Raw genomic sequence first — 24045 nt, forward strand, 5'->3', positions numbered from 1 at the left:
TCGCCGTATCGTACCGATTATTTCACGACGAAGTTTGCCGAAGTATTGCTCAGCGTGATCTTACCCTGCTGCTCGGCCGTAATGTAAATCGTGGTCAGCTGATCGCGCCCCATACCGTCAATAGACGTCAGGCTCGGACACTGCGTTACATCCAGTTCCTTCAACTGGTCACCGGAAATATAGCGTGCCGTCAGGTTGATCGATGTCACTCCGCTACCAATAATGGTCATCGACGAAATGCCGATCCGTCCGCCTTGTGACAATTGGCAGGGATTCGAGCCCAGATTAATCATCGAAAGCATCGTATCGTTGCTCGTATTTACAGTTTTCACCTGCTCCAGGCCAGAGATATCGATCGACTCCAGTTCGGGGTTGTCGCCCATGTTGCACTGGGTTACCCACGGGAAGTTCTCAACACCCTCGAACGACTTGATACCGGCTCCTGAGCAGCGGAGAATATAATAATAGTACTTGTCGTTCTGCTTGACCTCTTCCTCCGTATAGGGGATCACCTCGGACGAATCCTCATCGACAATCTTGATCCAGCCGTATTGGCTCAACCGCTGACGGAAGTTCTTGTCGGGGATGGTAATCATCTGTACACCCGGCGTGAGCTGACGCACCGAAAGGGTGAACTCGAACCGCTTGTCGGCATCGGCGATCACCACAGAGCCCGTTCTGGTCTCCGTGCTCTCCGAAACCTGGAAGGTCAGATGGTCGGTCGTCAAAGCCCGGGTCGAAGGCTCTTTCTCATAGGTAATCCAGTCGGGGGTCGTCACCGTGTATTCGATATTGCCCTTCACATCGACCGAGAACGACGTAGCTTCAAGCGACTCGAATTCGAAGACCGTCTCACCCACTACGTTGAGATAGTCAAGCTGGTGTTGTGAAACGGCAACCTCGACTCTCAGGTCATGTCCCGAGATGGTCAGCGTGCTGACACGGTCCGAGTAATCAGTGTTCTCCGAAGCGGTAAAGGTCATCAGCAGATCACCAAACAGATCCGTGAATTCGGGAGCTCCGATCCACGAATCTCCGCCGTCCGAGAACGTATAGTTCAACTCCTCCTGCGGGATATTGGTCGCCAGCTTCACCGCGAACTCACCGCCGGCCTGGAGTACCGAAACCGCAGCATCGGAATCCAGCGACAATATATAGCCCTCGCCGCAGGTCACCGTCAGACGGGCCACGGCGCTTCCCGTGAAGAGTTTGAACTCCGACTGAAGGTTTCGGTCGGTCGTGTTGGGGTCGATCGTGAAGACGATCGTGTCTCCCGACTTTCCCTCCGTAGCCGAGGGATGGGCCCAGGTCGAGGAGCCCGACATCCGCCAGTCCCCCGAACTCGTCACGACGATCTCGTCCGTACCGCCCTCGAAGTCCAGCGAGATCAGCTCCTTCGAGAGGGAGATGTTGTCGGCCGGCTGCAGGTTGTCCGAATCGCTGTCCGAGCAGCCCCAGAAACCCGACGCCATGCATACGATTGCCAATAATATCTTTTTCATTGCGATAATCCGATTTTAACGATTCTTAATTACTGGGGACGACTCAAAGCCTTGCGTTCGGTGCTCTCCTTCTCGTAATAATAGGAAACCGTGTCCAGCGTCTCGTCGTAGAGTCCCGAAGCCACACTGCGCACCATCGTCACCTGACCGCGCATCGCATAGTTGTCCGGATTGAGCGAGAAGAACATGTAGTGTCCGTATCCGGCCGCCTTCTGCTTGCGGGCCGTAGCCGTCGTCCAGTCACCCTTCAGGAGATTCATCTCAATCGAGGCGCCGGCGCAGTTCTTCAGCGGCATACCCGTCATCGGCGAAGCACCGGGGTTAATTGTGCTGTAATCGGCAACGGCCACATCGACGAAATAGCCCGGATCGATGCCGTCAACAGCCGGAAGGCTGGGCGTGATATTACCCAGATAATAGACCATGACCGTTTTCTCGGGCATTGCCTTCTTGGTCTCATAGAGCAGACGTGCGGCAGCAGCCATCGACGGACGGGTAAAGAGCGGATTGCTCGTATCGGGATTGTAATTCGAGTACTCGTCGTCGAAGCAAACGCCATCCAGATCGTAGGTACGGCAGTAGGAAGCCAATTCGGCGGCAAAATCACGCGCCGCAGGATCGGAGAGCTGTGCCAGACCCGCATCGTCGTGGTTGCCCAACACGCCCATGATCACCTTGATACCGGCATCACGCAGCGGCTGCAGATACTCCTCGTTGTTGTCGAGCAGGAACTGAACCTCCTTGTTGCGCGAGAAGTAGACGCGGTTTCCGGCCGGATCGTAGTTGATGTTTCCGGCGAAGAGCACCACGTAGTCGAAGAAGAGCTTGCCGCTCTCCTGCAGACGGAACTCCAGGGCGTTGAGCGGGTTGGCATCGCCGAGCTCGAAGAAGACGATGTTCTTCACGGCATCAGGTCCCTTGTCGGCGCTGAGATTCATGCGGCCATCCTTGACACGATAGACCATGCGGTGCGAGCTTTCGGACAGCGTAATACCCTCGGTCTCGACCTCCACACAGAGCGGGAGCAGGTAATCCTTCTCGGGAGCGAACCCGTCGAAAGCCGTCAGTGCCACAGTCACCGATTCCGAACGCTTGTCGTCCGGAGCAAGCAGCACGCGGCCCTCGCCGGCGATCTCCACAGCAGTCTCGGGGAAGAGCTCGCAGCTCGTCCCGTGCTCGAGGTTGTAGGTCTCCAGGTAGTCTGCGTCGTATTTCACAACGGCATCCACACCCTTGCCTGCCTGCTGCGTCAGGGAAAAACGTACGGATGTCTCGATCCGGTCGTTGGTCAGCGTTAGCTGACGCTCCTTGTCCGAGGTATATTCGTCGGAGAGCATGCCGTCGACTCGCGACAGCCCGTCGAAACAACTCTCGTCAAACTTCTTGCTCGTTTCTATCTCTTCCGAACAGGATGCAAGCGCCAGGCCCAGGCAGCAGGCCGAGGAGAGAAGAATCCGGTTCACATATTTCATGGTATTCATAGTCGTTATCGTTTTTACGATTGGTTGTTATTCGGGGAGATTCACCGAGACCCATTCCGGTTCGAACTCGAACGTCAGATCGTGCGCATAGGACGAATAGTCCTTACCCACCGTTCCGGCGCCGTCGTTGAGTTTCCAGTAGGCCACCAAACCCTCCGATTCGGGATCGACGCGATAGAAGTGGTTCTCCGTATTGATCTCCTCCTCGGTCAGCACGCGGTTCCAAACACGCAGCTCGGCGTGTTTGCCTTCGAATCGGCGCTCGTCGGAGAACGAATAGCCTACCCAGAAGCAGCGCTTGAACGACGAACCCGACTCGTTGGAGTGCGGAATGGCGAAGTTGATATGAAACATAGAAGGTCCCTTATGATATTCCTGTTTTCTTTTGGATTTCTGTAATATGGCGAATGTCGTCATGTGATAATTATTATGGGTTTAAGTTGCCCGATGAAATAAATGACAAGTTGCATGATAATCTTAAACAATATCTTCAAATGAAAGAAGACGGGCAAGATACCTCCCTTCTTCTTAGAGATATTAATTTCCAGTATAAAATCTTACAATGTAAAGATTTCTGTAAGAGTAATGCTGGGTATATATATTGTCAATATAATGAGCGTGATACCTCTTAAGTAATGTCCATGGGAGATTTGTGTGTATGCGGGATGTTTGGTGTAGATACGATTCCAGAAGATTTTCCGTTTTTTGGATTGGAATCATTTATAAAAGATGCTCCTATAAATAGCGGAAACGATCATGAAAAGCGGTATAACGTTGAGCCTGATAATTATAAAAAATCTATTCAAGAATTTGTAAAAATAGGGGCAAAGCTAAGGCTGAATGATGAATTTCAGATTTTAGATAAAATGTGGGAATTGTCAGGGTTTGGTCGATATATGCCCATTAGAATGAAGATGTTATTTCTCCAAATGTTATATGATGAGAGTGTTAAAATAGGAGAAAGGCATACTATGCAACGATATCTAGATATATTTACATTTCTTAAAAAGAAGGTCTATTTGTGGTATTAGGGTTTGCCGATTGAAAATTAAGCGTATAATCCTGATAATTTTACCATATTCAAAATTAGAGCATGAGTAAATGGAATTTTATGTTGATACTTGAGTCGATTTTGGGAATATTAAATCGGGGAATAGAGGGGGCTAGGATGAGGTTGTAGGAGAATATTAAACCTACTAAAATTTTGCTGACATTTTGTGTTAATTAAGACAATTTAAGATGATGAATTTTTCTTGCCGGAGCAATTGCGGACATGGTGCGGACACGCAAAAAGAAAAACCGCGTCAAACTTTCGTCTGACGCGGTTTCTGGTGCCCAGGACAATTATATAACTATACAAAAAATGAATAGCCGAAAGTTGCCCTTAATATATGGGAAAATCTGGATTTTGTAGCTGAAAATCAATGTAATAAAAAATTTGAAAAGTTGCATCTTCAAGACAATGATTGTATATTGTTGCAGTTTTCTTGTGCAAAAGAAGAGAATTTGCACAAGGTATTATCAACAATAATCAAGAAAGAATGGCGACTGTAAAGGCTTTTTTAAGGACTTCTACAAAGAAGTCAAAACCTGTAAATGTGCGGTTCCGTTTGAGTGACGGAAGTAGAGTGCAACTTTTTTATAAAAGTAAACTGACGATTAATCCGGCTCTTTGGGATGCCAAACGGGAAGAGATAAAATCGAAGGTCTTATATGATGCCAAAGAGCGGGTAGAGTTCAATTCTAATGTGGCAAGGATAAAAACGATTATCAATCAGCTGTATCTTCATGCAGGTTACAGGCAGGATTTGACTTCGGAATGGCTTTCGGCTGAAATAGACAAGGCTTTATATCCTGAAAAATATAAAGTTGAAGAAAAATATACATTCTTTGATGTCTTTCAAGATTTTTTGGAGAAAAGAAATGTATCACAGGCTCAAATTAATGCTTGCAAAGTGTTGGGCAGGGCATTAAAGAGGTATGAGTTATATGAAATAGCCGTTCGCCGGAATTCATTTGTTTTGGACTTGGATACTTTTAATACGGAGACTATCTGTAATTTTGATAAATTTCTTCGGGATGAGCATTTGTTTTATGATCAGTATCCGCAACTTTATGTAGCTGTTCCGGAGAGTCGGACTCCAAAGCCCAGAGGACAAAATACGATTAGTGGTTTGATGTTGAAACTTCGGACGTTCTTTTTGTGGGCCATCAGAGAGGGGAAAACTAATAATAATCCATTTGTCAATTACTCTATTGGGGAGTGTGTTTATGGCACTCCAATCTATATTTCTGTCGAAGAACGTAATAAACTCTATCAATATGATTTTTCGGAGAATCAATACCTTGCGGTTCAACGAGACATATTTGTGTTTCAATGTTTGATAGGATGTCGGGTAGGAGATTATTTCAGAATGACAAAGGACAATATTATTGATGGAGCCATTGAATATATTGCCCGTAAAACAAAAGACGGCCATCCTGAAACATTGCGGGTGCCGTTAAATAAAACGGCGCAGGAGATTTTGGATCGTTATCCAGTTGTGAAAGATAACAAGCTACTTCCCTTCACCTATCCCCAGCAGTATAATGATGATATTAAGTTGATATTTAAAACTGTTGGTTTAACAAGATTTGTTACCATTCTTGATCCTACCACAAGGATGGAGAGGCAGGTACCACTAAGTGAAATTGCTTCCTCGCATTTGGCTCGAAGAACATTTGTCGGTAATATTTATAAGAAAGTGCAAGATCCAAATCTTGTTGGAGCCTTATCTGGTCATGTCCCGGGGAGTAGAGCTTTTGCGAGGTACAGAACGATTGATGATGAAATGAAAAGAGAGTTGGTTGCTGCTATTGAGTAGTGGGAATAAAAAAATATTTAAGATTTTTTGAGTCTTGTTTTATCCCGTAAAATAGGGGAAAAACGGCAGATAAAAATATAAAAGTTATATCTGTAAATATAACATTATCAGTTTGTTAATTTCTTTTATCGGGGATAATTCCATATATTTGCCAAACCCGAAGTTGGGTAGCTGTCACCTCCTATGGTGTCTGGCGGATTGATGATAAAAGATATATGAAACGGAATGTTATTGGATTTGTTGAACAGTGGTTCGAATGTTACGGTTGCTGTATCTATTCGAGAACTGAAAGTATTTGCAGATTATTTGATTGCTGCAACCCGGCGGGAGCTGGAGGATGAGATTGCTGCTCAAAAGCAAGAAAAGTATTTGACAGCCAAGCAGGTTAGCGAGATTCTTAATGTGCATCCATCAACAATAAGTCGATGGAAGGAACGGGGCTATTTGATCCCTTGTGAGATTGGGGGCAAGCGGAGGTATAAGCTGAGCGATTTAAAAGCATTGTTGGGCAATGCAGCGAAAGGAGGCTCCCATGAATAAACGGCTGTATGATACGGTGGGTCTTCGAATGCCTATTACCTATGAGGAATTTGTGAAGGTTGCGGAGCGATTATCCAATATTAAAAAGCATGGTACCTGTTTGGAGGGTAATGCCAAGAATTTCAGAGTTATATTAAGGTCAAAAGGGATTTATTTGGTCGGAAGCGTAGCGACTTTCTTGTATGGGACAAATCTGCATACATTGACCAATGATGAGATACCATTGGCCATTTATAAATTAGGGGAAATCTTGGGATTGGATTTATTCAAGGCACAAGTGGTTTCGTTGGATTTGGCGCAAACTTATCATACTTGTGAGAATCCAGCTTTCTATTTTGATTGTTTAGGCGTGCATCCGACCTTGGACAGACATACGAAAATAGGCTCCTTGTATTATGGATTCAGGACGGACAGACGCAGGATATTACCCAAACAACTTTGTTTTTACGATAAGAATGCAGAAATAAAGTCGCGTGGTCATCAAGTTGTAGAGGATCGTTATTTGCTTCGTTATGAACTACGATTGAGAAAACAATTGCAAAAGCAATTGAATTTGGAAAGTCCTGTAACAGCAGATATGCTGATGGATGAAGGTTTTTTTAACTCTTTGTTGAGGTTTTATCAATCGGAGTATTTGGCAATCAAGAAAGAACCTTATTATATTGGAGTCATTGATCTTAAAAAAACAGGAACCCCTACACAAACCTGCGATTTGTTGCTCGCAAAATTGCTGGTTGATCGACTGCAAAAAAGTCCTGATTTTTTGAATGAATTATACACAAAAGTCAAGTCTTATTCTATCTACAAGCAAAGTGTTTATTATAAGCGGCTGAAAGAACGTTTTGAAGATCTACTCGGCAAATATGCTTTTAACGAACCGAATGATCTGATCAAGGAACTTGACAGAAAAATCCTATTATCATAACCATGATATGAACTTAACAAATATTGTTATTAATATCTATTAGGTAATGGAATACAAAATATAGAAATAACAAAGGCCTGGGTTGATAGCTTTATGAATTATAGAGTTAGAAAGTGTTTGAGACATTGGTCTGTTCAAGATGCCTGATTATAGGGACAAAGGTCTTATCTTTGAAATAAGAAAGGATTTAAGGTAAAATCCGTATATTTGTACTACAAACAAAATAAAGGAAAAAGAGCCAACAGAAAAATAGTAGAATCGACATATCGGCAAATAAAGCGTTAGCTTATTCTTGATTCTGAAAATCGCCAAATTAAAAGAATCCCCAAGAATAGAGTTGATGCTCATGTATTCTTGCATGGGCTTTTACTTATTTGGGGAAAGGTGTTTGGCGATACCTCAGAAACGAATAAGATTTGAGCTCATGCTTTTTGTTTGCAAAATTCTTTGGCAGAGGGACATCCTATGGCATTCAATAGTGGTAATTTTAGTTCCGAGAACTAAAAACTATTGATATGGATACACTTATGTTGGAGAAGAAAGTCAAACATGTGTTGGAGCATTTTGGAAAAGAAGTAAATGATGATTTCTTTCAGCGGAATTACATTGGGATCAGTTCTACGCTGTCAACCTATCTTATTCTGAAAAGAGCCTATCATGAAAAAGGAGTTAAGTTTTATGGTGATTTTATAAATGCTTTTTCTCTTTTTTATGGAATTAAACGGTTTGTCTCGGATGAGTTCATGGAAAAGTATTTCAATAAGATGGAGACTTTGAGAAATACGGATACCTGTGATATTCGTGATTTGACGGAATATTTGGTTGATTCGAATGCCCGGGACAGAAATAAGCAAAAGACTGAAAAAGTGCAGTTCTCATTCGTGACCAAATTGCTGAATATCATGAATGATGCAAAGTATCCGATCTATGATTTGAATGTGGCTACAGTGTTTGGATTTGCAGTTCCCTATCAGCCAGATATTAAAGACAAGATTGATAAATATGTGGAACTATATGAAATCATCCAGAGGGTGTATGAGGAGGTTCTAATTGTTTATGCAGACAGGATAGCGTCTTTTAGAAAGATGTTTGATTGTGTGGGTGTTACTGATTTGCGTGTTGTGGATATTATCACCTGGAAATTGGGAGAGGAATTGCTGAAAAAAAGATCAGAGCATAAGTAATCAAGTATATGTCGAAAGTTGGGTATATCCAAAGGTATTTATTGATCATACGGCACATTCGGAGTCATCGGTATATCAGCATGGAGGAATTGTGTGCTTGTGTGGAAAATGATCTCAGCCTGTATGATGATTCGGAAAGCATAGGGACATCTTCGAGAACCATTAAACGGGATTTGCAGGAGATCAGAAAATATTTGGGTATAAGCATTGATTATTCCAAAGCCAATAATGGGTATTATATCCCGGAAGATGAGGATCAACAATCCGATCTTGAACGAGTGTTGGAACCATTTGATTTGTTGAGTTCCCTATATGCCGAAAATAAGTTGCCCGGCTTTGTATTTCCTGAAAAACGGCAGCATAAAGGTACAGAACATTTATATCCCTTGATTCATGCCATTAAGCGGAGTTGTATAGTTGAAATCCTTTATGCAAAATTTGATGATACGGCTCCTCAATTGAGGGTTGTGGAGCCCTATGGCTTGAAAGAGTATCATGGCAGATGGTATCTTCTTGCCAAAGAGGTTCATGGCAGGATCGAGGAGGCAGGAGAGATTAAAACGTGGGGGTTGGATCGGATCTCTCATATCACAATCAGTTCCGATCGTTTCTCCCGAGATCGGGATGTTGATGTAGAAACAGAGTATCAGAATTGTATTGGTATCTATTCTGACAAGGATAAACCCGTAGAGGAGATAATTTTATCCTTTCCGCCTATGGGAGGTCGCTATCATGTTGCACATCCTCTGCATGAAAGCCAAGAGGTTATTCTGGCTAATGATCAGGAATACAGAATTCGATTGCAGGTCCGGATTACCTATGATTTTATGATGGAGTTGTTGTCTCAAACACAAGATGTAACAGTTTTGGCTCCACAGCATCTTAAAAATGAATTGATCCGTATTTATGAGCAAGCCATTCAACGGACGGTTGGACAGAATAGGGGCTGATTTTTCTATTTATTATTAAAAAGGATATGACTGATTTATCAAGGTCGGGTAATATTCATATCCGGACAGATTAAGAGAATGCAATAAAGAAAGGGAGAACCCGGTTGAAATGACTTGTAGATGAAAACCATGATTCAACTTGATGATTTGGAAGCATTGGGGTGGGGCTCAGATGAGTTGATCCTTTTTACCAGAAAGGAAGATCGGAATAATCCGCTTTGTCTTGCGATAAAGGTTTGTTTTGATAGTAGAACTTACTACATTGATCTTTTGCAGCGATTCTTGAAGTTCGGGGTTTATGAGGAGGTCTCATTGGAGTCATCAGTCCAAAATCATTATATGCAAAAGTTGAATACGACTTTTCCGAGAAACTTGCAACAAGAGTTGCTTTCAGTTTTTACGGAGGAATTGGATAGGTGGGTGAATTTGAATGATAAGTTTAAATATGAGGCAGAATGACAAGAGAGCAGTATGAAGATCGGTTTTGGAAAGTATCAGATGAAAAATGGAATGAACTTGTAGAAAAGGGTCTTGTTCCTGAAGATACTCCTAAAGCCTGGGCAAAGTGGAATAAAATGATGAAAACCAGAAAGCCCATACCGTATAATGATGAACATTTTGATGATTATCCTGTTGACTTTACAGAAGATGAAATTTTGTTTATGGGGAAAATGGATTTGGTCCGTTTTGGGGAAAAGTTCCTTGGAGAAGCAGGTTTGTATATGCTATGGACTGAATAATTCTTCTCCAATAAAATTGTGGCTTTATGGGTTTTTGTGCAACTCTTGTGCAGGAATGAAAAATAAAAGAGGCAACTGATTGAAAATCAATTGTCTCTTCTTTTGTTTTGTGCCCAGGACAAGACTCGAACTTGCACGAACGCAATTGTTCACTACCCCCTCAAAGTAGCGTGTCTACCAATTTCACCACCTGGGCATTGCACGCATCTGTACGGCCTTTTGTACGACCCTGTGCGCGACCTCCCGAATTATCTCTCGGGCCTGCAAATATAGGCACTATTTTGCTATTTGCAAAATTTTCGGAGAAAAAACTCGAAAATCTTCTTCCGGGGGGCGGCCCCGCAGCCGGAAGAAGGCTCCGGTTACGGCCGGACCGTATCCCGGCCCGGCCGCTGCGGAGGTTGTGCCTGTGTCCTATTTAATCTTCATCTCCCGGAGCAGATAACCGGCACCGCCGATGCGGTCCATGACGAAGAGCACGTAGCGGATATCGACGGCGATGTTGCGGCAGATCGTGGGGTCGAACGCGATGTCGCTCATCGTCGAACGCCACGTACGGTCGAAGTTGATGCCGATCAGTTCGCCCCGGGCGTTCAGCACCGGCGATCCGGAGTTGCCGCCCGTGGTGTGGTTCGAGGCCAGGAAGCAGACCGGAACCGTCCGCCGTCCGTCGATCTCCACGCCCCAGCGCCCGTAATCCTTCGAGGCGTAGAGGTCGCGCAGCGCCTGCGGAATGTCGTAGTCGTAGATCTCGGGGTTGTCCTTGGCGATGATCCCGTCGAGGGTCGTCAGCGGCGTGTGGTACTCGCCATCGGCATACTCGTAGCCGGCAATGGCGCCGTAGGCCACGCGCAGCGTCAGGTTGGCGTCGGGGTAGTAGGGGTGGTCGGGCCACGTGGTGCGCAGTTCGTGGACATAGTCGCGGTAGAGATCGTTCAGACGCCGGCTCGTGAGGTTGCGCAGGCGGTCGGTACCCAGCAGCCAGGTGATGTGGTCGAGCATGCGCTTCGAACCGTTGCGCAGCGAGTCGCTCAGCGGCGTCTCTGCGCCGGCCCACACCTCCTCGAAGACCTCTTCGGCGAAGGTTTCGGGTGAACCGCTTCGGGCTACGCCGTCGAGGAAGGCCGGCACCTGGTATTGGGCCGGACAGCGGCGGGCGTATTCGCCGAAGAGCCAGCGGAACAGTTCGCGCTCGGTCTCACGACGGGCCGGGAAGACCGCCTCGGCGCGCTCCTCGTCGGTATATTTCGCCGGCAGGGCCCGGAGGGTCTCCACCGTGATTTCACGGGCGAAATAGGGAGTCATGATGCGTTGATATTCGGCCTTCATTTCGCGCAGCAGCTTCGCGCCGCGGGAATTTTCGCGGGCAAAGGCCTCTTCGCGCTGACGTTTGATCTCGACGGTTTTCCGGCGCGTGAGGCCCAGCACCTCGCCTTGCCACTTCTTCCAGGCATTGGCGATTGTGGCGCGCTGGGCGGCGTAGTGGATGCGCAGCGCCGGATCGCTCTCCTGGGCGCGGGCGATGATCTCGAGGCGGCCGTCACGGATGGCGATCTTGGCCGGGTCGGACTGCGTGGCGATGTACTCCGCGGCATCCGAGAGGATATACTCCTGGGTGTTGCCCGGGAAACCGTAGATCATCGTGAAGTCCCCCTCGCGGAACCCTTTGGTCGAGATCGTGAAGTACTTTTTCGGCCGGTAGGGGACGTTGTCGGGCGAGTAGGCGGCGGGTTTGTTCTCCTTTGAGGCGTAGATGCGGAAGACGGAGAAGTCACCCGTGTGGCGGGGCCAGATCCAGTTGTCGGTGTCGCCGCCGAACTTGCCGATCGACGAGGGCGGGGCGGCTACCAGACGTACGTCGTCGAACTGCTCGTAGAGGAAGAGGAACTGCTGGTCGCCGTAATACATCTGCTCGACGGTGGCCTTGTAACCCTCCCCCTCGGCCTCGGCGCGGCGGATGATCTCCTCGGGGGTCTCACCGGCGGCGATGCGGTCGGTCACCTCCTCCATGCGTACCAGAAAACGGACGTTGAGCCCCTTGTTCGGAAGCTCCTCCTGGCGTGAACGGGCCCAGAAACCGTGGGTCAGGTAGTCGTGTTCGACGGTCGAATGGCGCTGGATGGCATCGTAACCGCAGTGGTGGTTGGTCAGCAGCAGCCCCTCCGGGGAGACCAGTTCGCCGGTGCATCCGCCGTCGAAGAGCACCACGGCATCCTTCATCGAGGCGCGGTTGATCGAGTAGATGTCTTCGGCCGTGAGGCGGAATCCCTTGGCGCGCATGTCGTCGATGCGCGAGGCGATGAGGCTCGGGAGCCACATGCCCTCGTCGGCTGCGGCGGTCAGCAGGCTGAAGAGGGCCAGAAGCGAGAACAGGGTGCGTTTCATGCGTTGAGGAATTTATTCAGTTCGGTGTATACTTTCTGGACGGGGAGTCCCATGACGTTGTAGAACGATCCTTCGATGCGTTCGATGGCGGCATAGCCGATCCACTCCTGAATGCCGTACGAGCCGGCCTTGTCGAAGGGGCGGAAGGTGTCGACGTAGTAGTCGATCTCCTCATCCGTGAGGGGCCGGAACCAGACGTCGGTCCGCGCCTCGAACGAGTGGATGCGCTCCGTCGTACGGAGGGTCACGCCGGAGACTACCGTGTGGCGGCGTCCCGAGAGGCTGCGGAGCATGGCGACGGCCTCTTCGCGGCCGTGGGGTTTGCCCAGCACCCGTCCGTCGAGCACCACCACGGTGTCGGCCGTCAGCAGGATGTCGCCTTCGGCGAGCGGTGCGGGGTAGGCGCGGCTCTTGAGCTGTGAGAGGTAGAGCGGGACCTCTTCGGCTGCAAGATCGGCCGGGTAGCGCTCTTCGCAGTCGTATTTCGGGGCCAGTTCGTAGGGGAGCCCGCAGGCCGTGAGGAGTTCCCGGCGGCGGGGCGACTGCGAAGCCAGCAGCAGCCGTCGGGAGTGGAGTTGTTCGTGTAAAAGCATGTTTTCGTGCAGGTTGTTTTTGTTTTTTTGTCTGTTTCGGCGGGCGGCGGGTGCAGGGGTTGGGCCGCTCGGCTGTTCGGAGCGCCGGCCGGTTTGCCGGTTGTCCGGGGGCTTGGGAATTCGGGAGCTCGGGCGGCGGGTCCTGTCATCCGGTCCTGTCATCCGGTCCTGTCATCCAGCCCCTCGCCGATCCCTCTGCGGTCCCTCGTCGGCCCCTTGCTACCGGATGTCGAAGTTGAGCAGTTCGTGCCCCTCGAGCGAGGCCCGAAGGTTGTTGCCGGGGCAGACGGGACCGACCCCGGCCGGCGTTCCGGTGAAGAGCAGATCGCCCATGCGCAGCGTGACATACTGCGAGACGGCGGCGATCAGCCGGTCGACCGTGAAGATCATCTCGGCGGTCGAGCCCGTCTGGCGGCGCTCTTCATCGATGTCGAGCGTGAAGTGCAGCTGCTGCACGTTGCCGCCCAGTTCGGCGAGCGGCAGGAATTGCGGCGAGAGGGCCGCCGAGTGGTCGAAGGCCTTGCAGCGCTCCCAGGGAAGCCCCTGGGCGATAGCTTCACGCTGCAGGTCGCGGGCCGTGAAGTCGATGCCGAGCCCCACCTCGTCGTAGTAGCGGTGGGCGAATCGCTCGGAGATGGCCCGTCCGACGCGGTTGATGCGCACGACCAGCTCGCATTCGTAGTGCACCTCCTGCGAGAAGTGCGGAATGTAGAAGGGGTCGTTGTTGCGCAGCAGCGCCGTGTCGGGTTTCATGAACCAGAGGGGCTCGGCGCCGCTTTCGGCCAGACCGGTCGTGTGGTGCAGCTCTTCGGCGTGGGCCCGGTAGTTGCGTCCGATGCAGATGATCTTCATGGTTTTGGGTTTTTGAGCAGTTCGACCATGCGGCGCGCGAAGCGGTCGCTGGCGCCGGGGCCGCCGATGATGGTGCGCAGCCGGTCGAAGTCGGCCAGCATCCTTTCGCGGCGCTCACCGCCCGGGAGGATGGCTCGCAACTCGCGTTCGGCGCGCGAGATGTCGAGGTTCGACTGGAGCACCTCGGCGACCGCTTCGCGCCCGAGGTTGAGGTTGACCAGCGAGACCCACGGACAGTGCAGGAAGAGCGGTATGCCGTGATATTCGATCCACGAGAGGCGGTAGACCACCACCTCGGGGACGCCCAGCAGGGCGGTTTCGAGCGTGGCGGTACCCGATGCGACGACGGCGGCCTCCGCGGCCCGGAGGGTTTCGTAGGTCTGGTCGCAGACCCGGCGCAGCGGGGTGCCGGCCAGATACTCCTCGTAGAGCGAGGGTTCGAGCCACGATACGCCGGCCACGACAAACTGCTGGTCGGGGAAACGCCGTGCGAGGGCGACCATCAGCGGGAGGTTCTTGCGGATCTCCGAGCGGCGGCTGCCGGCCAGCAGGGCGATGATCGGTCGTGCGTCGAGGCCGTTGCGACGACGGAACTCATCGGCCGGGGGCAGTTGGGGCAGGCGCTCCGCGAGTGCGTCGACGAGCGGATTGCCCTCGAAAATGGGGCGGATGCCGTGACGCGGAAAGTAGTCGCACTCGAAGGGGAAGATGATGAACAGTCGGTCGACATCGCGTTGGATGGCGCGGATACGTCCCTCGCGCGAGGCCCAGACCTTCGGGGCGATGTAATAGAACGTACGGAGCCCCTGCTGCCGGGCCCAGCGGGCGATCTTCAGGTTGAAGCCCGGGTAGTCGATCAGGATCACCACGTCGGGGGCGAATGCGGCGATCTGCTCCCGGCACTGGCGCATCTGGCGGCGGATCGTGCCGAGGTTTTTCAGTACCTGGACCACCCCGAAGAACGACGTTTCGCGGTAGTTCATCTGGAGGTTTTCGCGGCCGCCGGCCTCGGCCATGAGGTCGCCGCCCCAGAAGCGGAACTCGGCCTCGGGGTCGGCTTTTCGCAGGCCGCGGATCAGGTTGGCGCCGTGCAGGTCGCCCGAAGGCTCGCCGGCGATGAGGTAGTATTTCATGTGCAAGTCGCTTGTTTGCGGTCCGATGCGGGGGAGGGTTCGGCGGATCCGTGCCTTGCGGCGGGGATGGCCGGCCGTCACCCGGGTGTCGGGGTGTTATCTCTCCAGCAGGTCGGGGCGCAGCCGCCGGGTGCGTTCGTAGGCCTGCTCGTCCTGCCACTTTTCGATCTCGGCGAAGTTGCCCGACAGCAGCACGTCCGGAACCCGCCAGCCGCGGAACTCCGCCGGACGGGTGTAGATGGGCGGTGCCAGCAGGTTGTCCTGGAACGAATCGGTCAGGGCCGAGGCCTCGTCGCCGATCGCCCCCGGGATGAGCCGCACCACCGAGTCGGCGATGATGCAGGCGGCCAGTTCGCCCCCCGTCAGGACGTAGTCGCCGATCGAGATCTCGCGCGTGACGAGGTGTTCGCGGATGCGGTGGTCGATCCCCTTGTAGTGGCCGCAGAGGATGATGATGTTCTCGAGCATCGAGAGGCGGTTGGCCTCGTGCTGGTCGTAGCGCACGCCGTCGGGCGAGGTGTAGATGATCTCGTCGTAGGTGCGCTCGCTCTGGAGCTTTTCGACCAGTTCGAAGACCGGTTCGCACTTCATGACCATGCCGGCCTCGCCGCCGAAGGGGTAGTCGTCGGTGGTTTTGCGGCGGTCGTGTGCGTAGTCGTGGAGGTTGTGTACGACGATCTCCACGAGCCCCTTCTCCTGCGCGCGCCGCAGGATCGACTCGTTCAGGGGCGAGGTCATCAGATCGGGTACCGAGGATATGATGTCAATGCGCATGGCGGAAGATGATGTCTTTGGTCGATTCGGGGGTAAGCGGAATTTCGCCTCCGTGGTCGAGGGTGAAGCCCCGGTATCCCAGCGCGGTGAAGAGGCGGATGATCTCGGGACGGTTCCCGCCGCCGGTCTCGATGAGCACCGTGGGGCGGAAGCGCTCCAGCAGGGGCCGCATCTCGCGCATGACCGTCAGTTCGTAGCCCTCGATGTCGCACTTGATGAAGTCCAGCCTCTCGAGCCGGGCGAAGAGCTCGCTGCCGCGGCGCATGCGGGCCGTGAACTCCACGTCTGCCCGCTCGCCGGAGTCGTTGACGAAGTTCTGCCCGGTACCGAGGTATCCGTTTTTGCGGGCCGAGTCGTTTCCCATGGCCACGTCGCGGTTTTCGGCGCCGAGGGCGTAGGGGAGGATCTCGACGTTGGAGCAGCGGCGCAGGTTGCGGCTCAGGACCTTGCGGATCGGCGCGACGGGCTCCACGGCCAGCACCCGGCCCGAGGGGCCGGCCAGGCGGGAGATCGTGCGGGCGTAGTAGCCGAGGTTGGCACCGATATCGATGCAGGTGTCGCCCTCGTGGACCAGCTGCGGCAGGTGATAGACATACTCCGTGGCGGGGGCGTAGCGGCCGATGCCGAGGCGCTGCCAGAGGAAGAACATCCGGCTTACGACACGGAGGTATCCCTCGAGCGGGAGGATGTGGTAGAGCAGACGGTGAATCGGTGCCTTCATTGGTTGCGGTAGTTGACCTCCTCGTTGAGGACCTCGACGATGAAGGGGTTGTAGAGCAGTTCGTGGCCGATCGTCGTCTCGGGGCCGTGGCCCGGGTAGACGCGCACCTCCTCGCCCAGCGGGACGATCACGTCGAGGATCGAGCGCATGATCCACGAGTAGTCGCCGCCCGGAAGGTCCGTGCGCCCGATCGACTCGCGGAAGAGCGTGTCGCCCGTGAAGAGCGACTTCGATTCGGGTTCGTAGAAGGCCACGTGGCCGGGCGTATGGCCCGGGGTGCGGAGAATCTGCAGGCGGGTTTGGCCGAAGCGGATCTCCTGCTGTTGTTCGAGGTCGATGTCGGTCGAGGGCATTGCGCCGATCCTGACGCCGAAGACCGAGCCGCTCGTGGCGGCGTTGTCGACCAGGAAGCGGTCCTTCGACGAGAGGGCGAAGGGGATTCCGTAGCGCTGTTTGAGGTGTTCGACGCCGAGCGTATGGTCGAAGTGTCCGTGGGTATTGGCGGCCAGGACGGGTTTCAGGCCGTGGCGGGCGATGAAGTCGTCCAGGGCGGCATCCTCGCGCGGCGAGGAGTTCCCGGCGTCGATGACGACGCATTCCGAGGTGTCGTCCCAGAGGAGGTAGGTGTTCTCCTGTATCGGATTGAAGGTCAGGCAGGCGATTTTCATAGCTGTAATTGACTTTTTCGGGGTCACTGTTCGGGCAAAGATAGCGTTTTTTGCGGGATTTTGCCTATCTTTATTCCTCAAAAGCGCTTCCGGGAGGGGCGGCCGTGAGCGGGGTGTGAGCCGGATGGGGGCGGTAGCGGCTGCCGGGGCGAAAATTTTGTTACCTTTGCACTCTGAATTCCGAATCCGAAACGATGGCAAGAAAGAAAGCGAACTATCCCCTGATCGAGGGGCTTGAGATTACGACCCTGGCGGCCGAGGGCAAGGCCATGGGCCGCTGGAACGATGTGGTGGTCTTCGTGCCGATGACCGTGCCGGGCGACGTGGTGGACGTGCAGATCCGCCTCAAGCGACGCCGCTTCATGGAGGGCTACGTGGTGAACTACGTGAAACGCTCGCCGCTGCGCGAGGAGCCCTTCTGCGAACACTTCGGCGTCTGCGGCGGCTGCAAGTGGCAGAACCTTCCCTACGAGGAGCAGCTGCGCTTCAAGACGGCGCAGGTGCGCGACCAGCTGACGCGCATCGGCAAACTCACGCTGCCGGAGATCGCCCCCTGCCTGGGTTCGGCCGAGACGCGCTTCTACCGCAACAAGCTCGAATTCACCTTTGCCGACCGCGGCTGGCTCACGCGCGAGCAGATCGCCTCGGGCGAGGAACTCGAAGCATCGCCGGCCGTGGGGTTCCACATTCCGGGGATGTTCGACAAGGTGCTCGACATCCGCCGGTGCTGGCTGCAGCCCGACCCCTCGAACGGGATCCGCCTCGAGACCAAACGCTTCTGCCTTGAATACGGCTATACGTTCCACAACGCCCGCGAACATACGGGGTTCATGCGCAACATGATCATCCGCACGGCCTCGACGGGCGAGGTGATGGTGATTGTGGTCTTCGGCGAGGAGGACCGCGCACGCCGCGAGGCGTTGCTCGACCACTTGTCGGAGCGCTTCCCGCAGATCACCTCGCTCTTCTACATCGTCAACACGAAGCTGAACGACTCGGTGGGTGATCTGGAGCCGGTCTGCTACCGCGGCAAGGACCACATCATCGAGGAGATGGAGGGGCTGCGCTTCAAGGTGGGTCCGAAGTCCTTCTACCAGACCAACTCGAAGCAGGCCTACGAACTCTACAAGGTGGCGCGCACGTTTGCCGATCTGCACCCCGGGGATACGCTCTACGATCTCTATACCGGAACGGGGACGATCGCCAACTTCTGCGCCGCACGCTGTGCGCGGGTCGTGGGCATCGAGTACGTCCCCGAAGCGATCGCTGACGCGAAGGTCAACTCCGAACTGAACGGCATCCGCAACACGCGCTTCTATGCCGGCGACATGAAGGCGGTGCTCGACGATGCGTTCGTTGCGGCGAACGGCCATCCGGATGTCATCATCCTCGATCCGCCGCGCGCTGGAGTGGACGAGCCGGTGATTGAGGTGATCCTGCGGGCGGCCCCCGAGCGGATTGTCTACGTGAGCTGCAACCCGGCCACGCAGGCGCGCGACCTGGCGTTGATGAACGAAGCCTACCGCGTTGAGGCGGTGCAGCCCGTCGACATGTTCCCCCACACGCATCATGTGGAGAATGTCGTAAAGCTGGTGCGCCGCTGATCCTGGTGGGCTATTGGCCCTGCCGCGCGGCGTGTATGCCTCGCGTCGCCTGCCCGCCCGTCGCTGCCCGCCCGTCGCCTGCCCGCCCGGCACTGTACAGTACGTTCCGCGCCGTGCTGTCCGCCCGCGCCCCGCTTTTTCCGGGGCCCGGCAACCGATTGAACAACCTTAAAACTTCGAACCATGATGAATCGCCTTTTGTTTGTATTGTCGCTGCTGCTCGCGGTCGAGGCGGTGGCCGGGCCGCAGGTCCGGGTGAAGAGGGATCCCGCGACGAAAGTCCTGACCTTTTATCTCGAGGGGAAGAACTCGCCGGGCGTGCTGACCCTCTATTTCGACCTGCGTGAGGTGAGCAACTGCAACCAGTTGCCGGGTGTCTACCGATATGAGATTGCGCAGGACGGGGATTCGTTCCTGACGCTCCGCCCCGAGGACAAGACGCGGGACGTGGGGTATAACTATGCCTACCGGACCCTCTCCGGGCGGGTGGATTCGCCCGTGGACACGATGTTCGTCTACCGGATTCCGGCCACGACGCAGCGTCCGCTGCAGATCACGCCCGTGCGCGACGGCCGGGACATGGATCGTCCGGAGTCGGAACGCCGGATCATCGGGTATTCGGTCGGTCTGGAGGAGGGCGATACGGTCTATGCCGCACGCCGCGGGATCGTTTTGTCGATCCTCTCGCCCGCCGACTCTCCGATCAAGCGTCCGGACGTGAAGACCACGGCGGGGACGGTGCGGCTTGATGTCGAGCATGCGGACGGAAGCCGGGGCTGTTATACCTGCCTCGAAGCGGAGCACCTGCTGGTCGGGGTGGGCGACGAAGTGCTGCCCGGCACGCCGCTCGGTTTGGCCGGGAGCTACGACGGCGAGCACCATTTTACGGTTTTCATGCTTACGCGGCGGGCTTTCGATCCCGGCGACGATCCCCTGCAGGCGCAGCCGCGGACCCGCTACGTAAAGGGGCGCTTTGCGACGGCCGAAGGCGATCTCTTTATCGGCGAGAAGAGGGTCTGCCAGGGGGTGATGAACGACGACCTGCTCCTGCGCGAGCTGTCGAAACGCGAGCTGAAACGCTGGCACGCCTTGCACCGGTAGCCGCACCGCATGGCAGATTCCGCTCCGTGCGATGCAGTATTTTCGCATGTTTTCCGTTTTTCTGTCAGAAAGGCTCTCCGCAGCGACTCCCGGCCCCGGAATCGGGCGCCCCGGAAGCGGGAGCGGAGGCCCTGTTGTACATTTAAAATCCGAAGAAGATGAAACGATTGATTTTGTGGGCCGTTGCGGCGCTCGTGGCGCTTCCGGCCGCTGCCCAGACTCAAGAGGCATTCCCGAGTTACGTCCAGGTCTACGGACGGGCCGAAAAGGAGATCACTCCCGATGAATTCTACCTGCAGATCATTATCAACGAACGCGATTCGAAGGGCAAGATCTCGGTCGAGCGCCAGCAGCGCGACATGATTGCGGCGCTGAAGCGGCTGAACGTCAATATCGACAAGCAGCTCAAGGTGGCCAACCTCTCGAGTGAGTTCTTCAAGAAGAAGAGCTCGGTGGCCACGGCCAAATACCAGCTGCAGCTGGGTTCGTCGGCCGAGGTGGCCCGCGTCTGGCAGGCGCTGGACGATCTGGGCATCTCGAACGTCTCGATCCTGAAGGTTTCGCACTCGAAGATCGACCAGCTGAAGGAGGAGGTTCGCGTCGAGGCGATCCGCAATGCGCGGAAGAATGCCGCCACGCTGGCCGAGGCGATCGGGCAGCAGGTCGGACGGTGCTTCTATATCTACGATTCGAACAGCAACGTCGTGCCGGCCGTGTATGACAACAGGGTGCTGATGCGCAGCGCCAAGGATGTGGCGACGGGCGAGATGCAGTTCGAGGAGGAGGCCCCGCTCGAGTTCAAGACCCTGCGGCTGGAGTACGGCGTGCAGGCGAAGTTCGTGCTCGAGTAGCGGCGCGGTGTCGGCACCTGGCGGGCAGTCGAAGTTCGTGCTCGAGTAGCGGCGCTGTGTCGGCACCCGACGGGCGGGTGATGCCCGGCGGGCGTGCGGCGTTGTTCGGCTGCTGACGCCTGTGGCTGCAGATTCCGGACGGAAGAGGTTTTCCAAATCAACCTCTTCCGTCCATTTTTTGTCTTCGGGGTGCGTTCCGCCCGACGGCCGTCCGGCTGTCGGGACGAAGCTGTTGCGGGATTCGGAAATATTTTCTACCTTTGTGATTCACCCCTGCAAAAAAAGGAGGCGTTTATGGAAAAGCAGTTCCGTTTCGATTATGAACATTATGCGGCGCTGTCGGAACTTCCCGAAGCGGACCGCCTGTTGGTTGCCGAGGCCGAAGAGGCCACGAAGCGATCCTATGCTCCCTATTCGAACTTCCGCGTCGGGGCGGCTGCGCGGCTGCGCAGCGGGCGGATCCTGCACGGCAGCAACTCCGAGAGCGAGGTCTTCCCCGCCGGACTCTGCGCCGAGCGGACGCTGCTCTTCTACGCCGAGGCCAACCATGCCGACGATCCGATCGAGGCGCTGGCCATCGCTTCGGACCCCTCGGAGCGCGAATGCTACCCCTGCGGACAGTGCCGCCAGGTGCTGGTCGACGTCGAGCGGCGCCAGGGCAGCCCGATCCGTGTCATCATGAGCGGCGGCGGCTCGGCATCGGTGGTCGACGAGGCCGCCCGGCTGCTTCCCTTCACCTTTATCCTGTAAGCTGCGGATGTTCCACCCGAACGACATACTCTACGAAGACAACCACCTGCTGGTGGTGAACAAACACGCCGGCGACCTCGTGCAGCCGGACCCCTCGGGCGAGAGTGCCCTGGAGGATCAGATCAAGGCCTTCCTCAAGGAGCGCGACGCCAAACCGGGCGCCGTCTTTCTGGGGGTGGTCCATCGCATCGACCGCCCGGTGAGCGGTGCGGTGCTCTTCGCCAAGACCTCCAAGGCGCTGACGCGGCTGAACGAAATGCTGCGTCAGGGGCGGATCCACAAGATCTACTGGGCGCTGACCGAGGCGACGCCCGTCCCCGAGCAGGGGGAACTGCACCACTACATCCTGCGCGACGGCCGTACGAACCGTTCGCGGGCTCTGGACGCCCCGAAAGGGGATGCCAAGGAGGCGCGGCTGCGCTACGAGACGCGGGGTCGCGGCCGCAACTACACGCTTGTCGAGGTGGAGCTCCTGACGGGACGTCACCACCAGATCCGGGCCCAGCTCTCGAAGATCGGCTGCCCGATCCGCGGCGACCTGAAGTACGGGGCGCGGCGTTCGCTGCCTGGCGGGGGAATCTCGCTCCACTCGCGGCGGGTGGAGTTCGAACACCCGGTGCGTCACGAACTGATTTCGGTTGTGGCGCCCGTTCCGGCGGGGGACAACCTCTGGGCCGCCTTCGAGAATCTGTAGCGGAGGCCGCACGACGCCTCTGCTGCGCAGGAATGAAATCCCGAACGATATGCGACTGTTGATACAACGTGTGAAATGGGCCTCCGTGACGATCGGCGGCCGGCTCTACTCCCGCATCGGAGCGGGTTTGCTGGTGTTCGTCGGCGTGGGGAACGACGATGGGGAGGAGGATCTCGAATACCTGGCCGGCAAGCTCATACGGCTTCGGATCTTCGACGACGAGGCGGGCGTCATGAACCGTGACGTGGTGCAGACCTCCGGCGAGGTGCTGGTGGTGAGCCAGTTCACGCTGATGGCCTCGACGCGCAAGGGCAACCGCCCGAGCTACATCAAGGCGGCACCCGAAGCCGTTTCGCGGCCGCTTTACGAACGCTTCGCCGTGCGGGTTGGCGAACTGCTGGGACGGCCCGTTGCCACGGGACAGTTCGGTGCCGACATGCAGGTTGAACTGCTCAATGACGGTCCGGTAACCATCTGGATCGACTCCAAAAACAAAGAATAACACGCCTGAACCTTTCCTTATGAAGAAGACGATGCTGCTGCTGAGTGCAGCCTGGGCCTTCGGGACCGTATTCTTCGCATGCGGCGATGACAAGCCGGAATCATCCGGCGAGTGGTTCGATACGCCGACGGTCGAGGTTGAGGGGATGATGGCGCGGGTGAGCTGCACCACGACCCTCGGTGAGGGGATTGTGACGGCGGAGAATGCGGGATTCGTCTGTACGGCGGAGTCCGGGAGCTCGCAGACCGAGCGGGACATCACCGTGACGGGCACGACGCTGACGGGACGGTTGCAGGATCTGCAGCCCGATACCCGCTATACGGTCCGGGCCTTTGCGACGCTGGGCTCCGTACGGATCGAGAGCCCCGCGGCGACGTTCCGCACGGGGACCGTTCCCGCGCCCGAGAGCCAGGATCTTACGACCCGGACGGGATGGGCCGAACTCCCGGCGATGGATCCCGCCTCGGAGGAGCTCTTCTATGCGGCCCACTACTGCGAGGGGCTTCCCGGCGGCCGCAACTATACGGTCTGCTGCGACGTGGAGGGGCGGATCGGAGTATGGTCGGCCTTCCCGCTGCACAAATGCTACCAGGGCAATCAGACGCGGACCAACAAGTGGGCCTATGATCCCGAGGTGCCGCGGTTGATCCAGCCGTCGCTGACCAGCGGTTCCTACCAGCCGCAGCCCGGCTACTCGAAGGGGCATCTGCTGGCTTCGGAGGACCGCACGGTGAACTATGCGGCCAACGTGCAGACCTTTTATGTGACGAACGTGGCGCCACAGTGGCAGAAAAGTTTCAACAGCGGCGTCTGGTCGTCGCTCGAGGGCGATTGCTGGAACAACATCTGCGCAGATACGCTCTACGTCGTTTCGGGCGTGTGGGGCGTGCACGAGACGGCGACGGTTACCGACAAGGCCGGAAATCCGTGTCGGGTTCCGAGCCACTTCTTCCGGGTGCTGCTGCGTTCGAAGGATGGCGATACGGGGCGGAAGGTGCAGGAGATGTCGGCCGAAGAGCTCCAGTGTGTGGGTTTCTGGTTCGAGAACAGGGCCTATCCGAGCGGCAAGCCTTCGGCCAACATGGTGTCGGTGGCCGAGATCGAGCGGCTGACCGGCATGCGCTTTTTCGTAAACGTCCCCAATGCCCCGAAGGAGACGTTCGATGCCTCGGCGTGGAGTTTTCGATGACAAACCATTTAACGACAGAAAAATAACTCATGTGGATCGGGG

25 protein-coding genes and 1 tRNA gene are annotated in these 24045 nt (G+C 55.1%); 15 read left to right on the forward strand and 11 right to left on the reverse strand.

Features of this window, described 5'->3' with window-relative positions; all coding sequences use genetic code 11:
- Positions 1–17: 17 nt before the first annotated feature.
- Genes B5G09_RS08800 through B5G09_RS08810 form a run of 3 tightly spaced genes read right to left on the reverse strand, consistent with a single transcriptional unit; the run spans position 18 to position 3337 of the window.
- Positions 18–1502, reverse strand: coding sequence for a BACON domain-containing carbohydrate-binding protein (locus B5G09_RS08800; RefSeq protein ID WP_143256519.1), 1485 nt, complete (start codon positions 1500–1502; stop codon positions 18–20).
- 29 nt (positions 1503–1531) lie between these two features.
- On the reverse strand, positions 1532–2983 hold the full coding sequence (locus B5G09_RS08805; RefSeq protein WP_087404902.1) for a DUF1735 domain-containing protein: 1452 nt from the start codon (positions 2981–2983) through the stop codon (positions 1532–1534).
- Between the two features lie 27 nt (positions 2984–3010).
- Entirely contained in the window at positions 3011–3337 is a 327-nt protein-coding gene (locus B5G09_RS08810; RefSeq protein ID WP_087404903.1) for a hypothetical protein, read from the reverse strand.
- Between the two features lie 281 nt (positions 3338–3618).
- Between B5G09_RS08810 and B5G09_RS08815 the strand changes: the two genes are divergently transcribed.
- From B5G09_RS08815 to B5G09_RS08850, 8 genes are all read left to right on the forward strand, one after another.
- Positions 3619–4014, forward strand: a complete 396-nt coding sequence (locus B5G09_RS08815; protein WP_087404904.1) for a hypothetical protein — start codon at positions 3619–3621, stop codon at positions 4012–4014.
- 435 nt (positions 4015–4449) lie between these two features.
- Positions 4450–5847: a phage integrase SAM-like domain-containing protein gene (locus tag B5G09_RS08820; RefSeq protein ID WP_241147621.1), complete on the forward strand. Its 1398-nt coding sequence runs from the start codon at positions 4450–4452 to the stop codon at positions 5845–5847.
- A gap of 225 nt (positions 5848–6072) precedes the next feature.
- On the forward strand, positions 6073–6387 hold the full coding sequence (locus B5G09_RS08825; RefSeq protein WP_087404905.1) for a helix-turn-helix domain-containing protein: 315 nt from the start codon (positions 6073–6075) through the stop codon (positions 6385–6387).
- Positions 6380–7312 (forward strand): phage/plasmid replication protein, encoded by a 933-nt coding sequence (locus tag B5G09_RS08830; RefSeq protein WP_143256520.1) that lies wholly within the window; start codon positions 6380–6382, stop codon positions 7310–7312. The genes B5G09_RS08825 and B5G09_RS08830 overlap by 8 nt, the downstream gene beginning before the upstream one ends.
- A 515-nt stretch (positions 7313–7827) precedes the next feature.
- Positions 7828–8496, forward strand: coding sequence for a hypothetical protein (locus B5G09_RS08835; protein ID WP_087404907.1), 669 nt, complete (start codon positions 7828–7830; stop codon positions 8494–8496).
- 101 nt (positions 8497–8597) lie between these two features.
- A complete protein-coding gene (locus tag B5G09_RS08840; RefSeq protein ID WP_162608258.1) occupies positions 8598–9446 on the forward strand; it encodes a WYL domain-containing protein in 849 nt (282 codons plus the stop codon).
- 120 nt (positions 9447–9566) lie between these two features.
- A complete protein-coding gene (locus B5G09_RS08845) occupies positions 9567–9905 on the forward strand; it encodes a hypothetical protein (RefSeq protein ID WP_143256521.1) in 339 nt (112 codons plus the stop codon).
- The gene (locus tag B5G09_RS08850; protein WP_087404910.1) at positions 9902–10186 is read left to right on the forward strand and encodes a hypothetical protein; all 285 of its coding nucleotides are present in this window, start codon (positions 9902–9904) and stop codon (positions 10184–10186) included. The genes B5G09_RS08845 and B5G09_RS08850 overlap by 4 nt, the downstream gene beginning before the upstream one ends.
- A gap of 110 nt (positions 10187–10296) precedes the next feature.
- On the opposite strand, the gene B5G09_RS08855 is transcribed toward B5G09_RS08850, so the two are convergent.
- The 8 genes from B5G09_RS08855 to B5G09_RS08890 form a co-directional block, all read right to left on the reverse strand.
- Positions 10297–10382 (reverse strand) — tRNA-Leu (locus B5G09_RS08855).
- 218 nt (positions 10383–10600) lie between these two features.
- On the reverse strand, positions 10601–12571 hold the full coding sequence (locus tag B5G09_RS08860) for a S46 family peptidase (RefSeq protein ID WP_087404911.1): 1971 nt from the start codon (positions 12569–12571) through the stop codon (positions 10601–10603).
- Entirely contained in the window at positions 12568–13164 is a 597-nt protein-coding gene (locus B5G09_RS08865; RefSeq protein ID WP_087309643.1) for a Maf family nucleotide pyrophosphatase, read from the reverse strand. Before B5G09_RS08865 ends, B5G09_RS08860 begins: the two co-directional genes overlap by 4 nt.
- A 219-nt stretch (positions 13165–13383) precedes the next feature.
- The gene (locus tag B5G09_RS08870; protein ID WP_087404912.1) at positions 13384–14016 is read right to left on the reverse strand and encodes a fumarylacetoacetate hydrolase family protein; all 633 of its coding nucleotides are present in this window, start codon (positions 14014–14016) and stop codon (positions 13384–13386) included.
- On the reverse strand, positions 14013–15149 hold the full coding sequence (gene lpxB, locus B5G09_RS08875) for a lipid-A-disaccharide synthase (protein ID WP_087404913.1): 1137 nt from the start codon (positions 15147–15149) through the stop codon (positions 14013–14015). Before lpxB ends, B5G09_RS08870 begins: the two co-directional genes overlap by 4 nt.
- A gap of 96 nt (positions 15150–15245) precedes the next feature.
- Positions 15246–15923, reverse strand: a complete 678-nt coding sequence (trmD, locus tag B5G09_RS08880; protein ID WP_087404914.1) for a tRNA (guanosine(37)-N1)-methyltransferase TrmD — start codon at positions 15921–15923, stop codon at positions 15246–15248.
- Complete coding sequence (locus B5G09_RS08885) at positions 15913–16644, reverse strand: FkbM family methyltransferase (protein WP_087404915.1); 732 nt, start codon at positions 16642–16644, stop codon at positions 15913–15915. The genes trmD and B5G09_RS08885 overlap by 11 nt, the downstream gene beginning before the upstream one ends.
- Positions 16641–17312, reverse strand: coding sequence for an MBL fold metallo-hydrolase (locus tag B5G09_RS08890; RefSeq protein ID WP_087309653.1), 672 nt, complete (start codon positions 17310–17312; stop codon positions 16641–16643). Before B5G09_RS08890 ends, B5G09_RS08885 begins: the two co-directional genes overlap by 4 nt.
- Before the next feature lie 194 nt (positions 17313–17506).
- Between B5G09_RS08890 and rlmD the strand changes: the two genes are divergently transcribed.
- From rlmD to B5G09_RS08925, 7 genes are all read left to right on the forward strand, one after another.
- Positions 17507–18916, forward strand: a complete 1410-nt coding sequence (gene rlmD / locus B5G09_RS08895) for a 23S rRNA (uracil(1939)-C(5))-methyltransferase RlmD (protein WP_087404916.1) — start codon at positions 17507–17509, stop codon at positions 18914–18916.
- A gap of 183 nt (positions 18917–19099) precedes the next feature.
- Entirely contained in the window at positions 19100–20017 is a 918-nt protein-coding gene (locus B5G09_RS08900; RefSeq protein WP_143256522.1) for a M23 family metallopeptidase, read from the forward strand.
- A gap of 158 nt (positions 20018–20175) precedes the next feature.
- On the forward strand, positions 20176–20868 hold the full coding sequence (locus B5G09_RS08905) for an SIMPL domain-containing protein (RefSeq protein WP_087404918.1): 693 nt from the start codon (positions 20176–20178) through the stop codon (positions 20866–20868).
- A gap of 294 nt (positions 20869–21162) precedes the next feature.
- A complete protein-coding gene (locus tag B5G09_RS08910) occupies positions 21163–21618 on the forward strand; it encodes a cytidine deaminase (RefSeq protein ID WP_087309659.1) in 456 nt (151 codons plus the stop codon).
- 7 nt (positions 21619–21625) lie between these two features.
- Positions 21626–22312, forward strand: coding sequence for an RNA pseudouridine synthase (locus tag B5G09_RS08915; RefSeq protein WP_087309661.1), 687 nt, complete (start codon positions 21626–21628; stop codon positions 22310–22312).
- Between the two features lie 49 nt (positions 22313–22361).
- The gene (gene dtd / locus B5G09_RS08920) at positions 22362–22814 is read left to right on the forward strand and encodes a D-aminoacyl-tRNA deacylase (RefSeq protein WP_087404919.1); all 453 of its coding nucleotides are present in this window, start codon (positions 22362–22364) and stop codon (positions 22812–22814) included.
- Positions 22815–22833: 19 nt separating this feature from the next.
- Entirely contained in the window at positions 22834–24003 is a 1170-nt protein-coding gene (locus tag B5G09_RS08925; RefSeq protein ID WP_087404920.1) for a DNA/RNA non-specific endonuclease, read from the forward strand.
- Positions 24004–24045 lie beyond the last annotated feature (42 nt).

This window comes from Alistipes sp. An54, assembly GCF_002159375.1.
Lineage (GTDB): Bacteria > Bacteroidota > Bacteroidia > Bacteroidales > Rikenellaceae > Alistipes > Alistipes megaguti.

What these genes read in the sequence shown, in the direction of transcription:
- B5G09_RS08810 (WP_087404903.1), bottom strand. Translation starts at nt 3,337, where the DNA reads ATGTTTCATATCAACTTCGCCATTCCGCACTCCAACGAGTCGGGTTCG.
- trmD (WP_087404914.1), bottom strand. Translation starts at nt 15,923, where the DNA reads ATGCGCATTGACATCATATCCTCGGTACCCGATCTGATGACCTCGCCC.
- B5G09_RS08925 (WP_087404920.1), top strand. Translation starts at nt 22,834, where the DNA reads ATGAAGAAGACGATGCTGCTGCTGAGTGCAGCCTGGGCCTTCGGGACC.
- lpxB (WP_087404913.1), bottom strand. Translation starts at nt 15,149, where the DNA reads ATGAAATACTACCTCATCGCCGGCGAGCCTTCGGGCGACCTGCACGGC.
- B5G09_RS08805 (WP_087404902.1), bottom strand. Translation starts at nt 2,983, where the DNA reads ATGAATACCATGAAATATGTGAACCGGATTCTTCTCTCCTCGGCCTGC.
- B5G09_RS08850 (WP_087404910.1), top strand. Translation starts at nt 9,902, where the DNA reads ATGACAAGAGAGCAGTATGAAGATCGGTTTTGGAAAGTATCAGATGAA.
- B5G09_RS08915 (WP_087309661.1), top strand. Translation starts at nt 21,626, where the DNA reads ATGTTCCACCCGAACGACATACTCTACGAAGACAACCACCTGCTGGTG.
- B5G09_RS08835 (WP_087404907.1), top strand. Translation starts at nt 7,828, where the DNA reads ATGGATACACTTATGTTGGAGAAGAAAGTCAAACATGTGTTGGAGCAT.
- B5G09_RS08800 (WP_143256519.1), bottom strand. Translation starts at nt 1,502, where the DNA reads ATGAAAAAGATATTATTGGCAATCGTATGCATGGCGTCGGGTTTCTGG.
- B5G09_RS08900 (WP_143256522.1), top strand. Translation starts at nt 19,100, where the DNA reads ATGATGAATCGCCTTTTGTTTGTATTGTCGCTGCTGCTCGCGGTCGAG.
- B5G09_RS08890 (WP_087309653.1), bottom strand. Translation starts at nt 17,312, where the DNA reads ATGAAAATCGCCTGCCTGACCTTCAATCCGATACAGGAGAACACCTAC.
- B5G09_RS08870 (WP_087404912.1), bottom strand. Translation starts at nt 14,016, where the DNA reads ATGAAGATCATCTGCATCGGACGCAACTACCGGGCCCACGCCGAAGAG.
- rlmD (WP_087404916.1), top strand. Translation starts at nt 17,507, where the DNA reads ATGGCAAGAAAGAAAGCGAACTATCCCCTGATCGAGGGGCTTGAGATT.
- B5G09_RS08905 (WP_087404918.1), top strand. Translation starts at nt 20,176, where the DNA reads ATGAAACGATTGATTTTGTGGGCCGTTGCGGCGCTCGTGGCGCTTCCG.
- B5G09_RS08830 (WP_143256520.1), top strand. Translation starts at nt 6,380, where the DNA reads ATGAATAAACGGCTGTATGATACGGTGGGTCTTCGAATGCCTATTACC.
- B5G09_RS08845 (WP_143256521.1), top strand. Translation starts at nt 9,567, where the DNA reads ATGAAAACCATGATTCAACTTGATGATTTGGAAGCATTGGGGTGGGGC.
- B5G09_RS08825 (WP_087404905.1), top strand. Translation starts at nt 6,073, where the DNA reads ATGTTATTGGATTTGTTGAACAGTGGTTCGAATGTTACGGTTGCTGTA.
- B5G09_RS08865 (WP_087309643.1), bottom strand. Translation starts at nt 13,164, where the DNA reads ATGCTTTTACACGAACAACTCCACTCCCGACGGCTGCTGCTGGCTTCG.
- B5G09_RS08815 (WP_087404904.1), top strand. Translation starts at nt 3,619, where the DNA reads ATGTCCATGGGAGATTTGTGTGTATGCGGGATGTTTGGTGTAGATACG.
- B5G09_RS08860 (WP_087404911.1), bottom strand. Translation starts at nt 12,571, where the DNA reads ATGAAACGCACCCTGTTCTCGCTTCTGGCCCTCTTCAGCCTGCTGACC.
- B5G09_RS08885 (WP_087404915.1), bottom strand. Translation starts at nt 16,644, where the DNA reads ATGAAGGCACCGATTCACCGTCTGCTCTACCACATCCTCCCGCTCGAG.
- dtd (WP_087404919.1), top strand. Translation starts at nt 22,362, where the DNA reads ATGCGACTGTTGATACAACGTGTGAAATGGGCCTCCGTGACGATCGGC.
- B5G09_RS08910 (WP_087309659.1), top strand. Translation starts at nt 21,163, where the DNA reads ATGGAAAAGCAGTTCCGTTTCGATTATGAACATTATGCGGCGCTGTCG.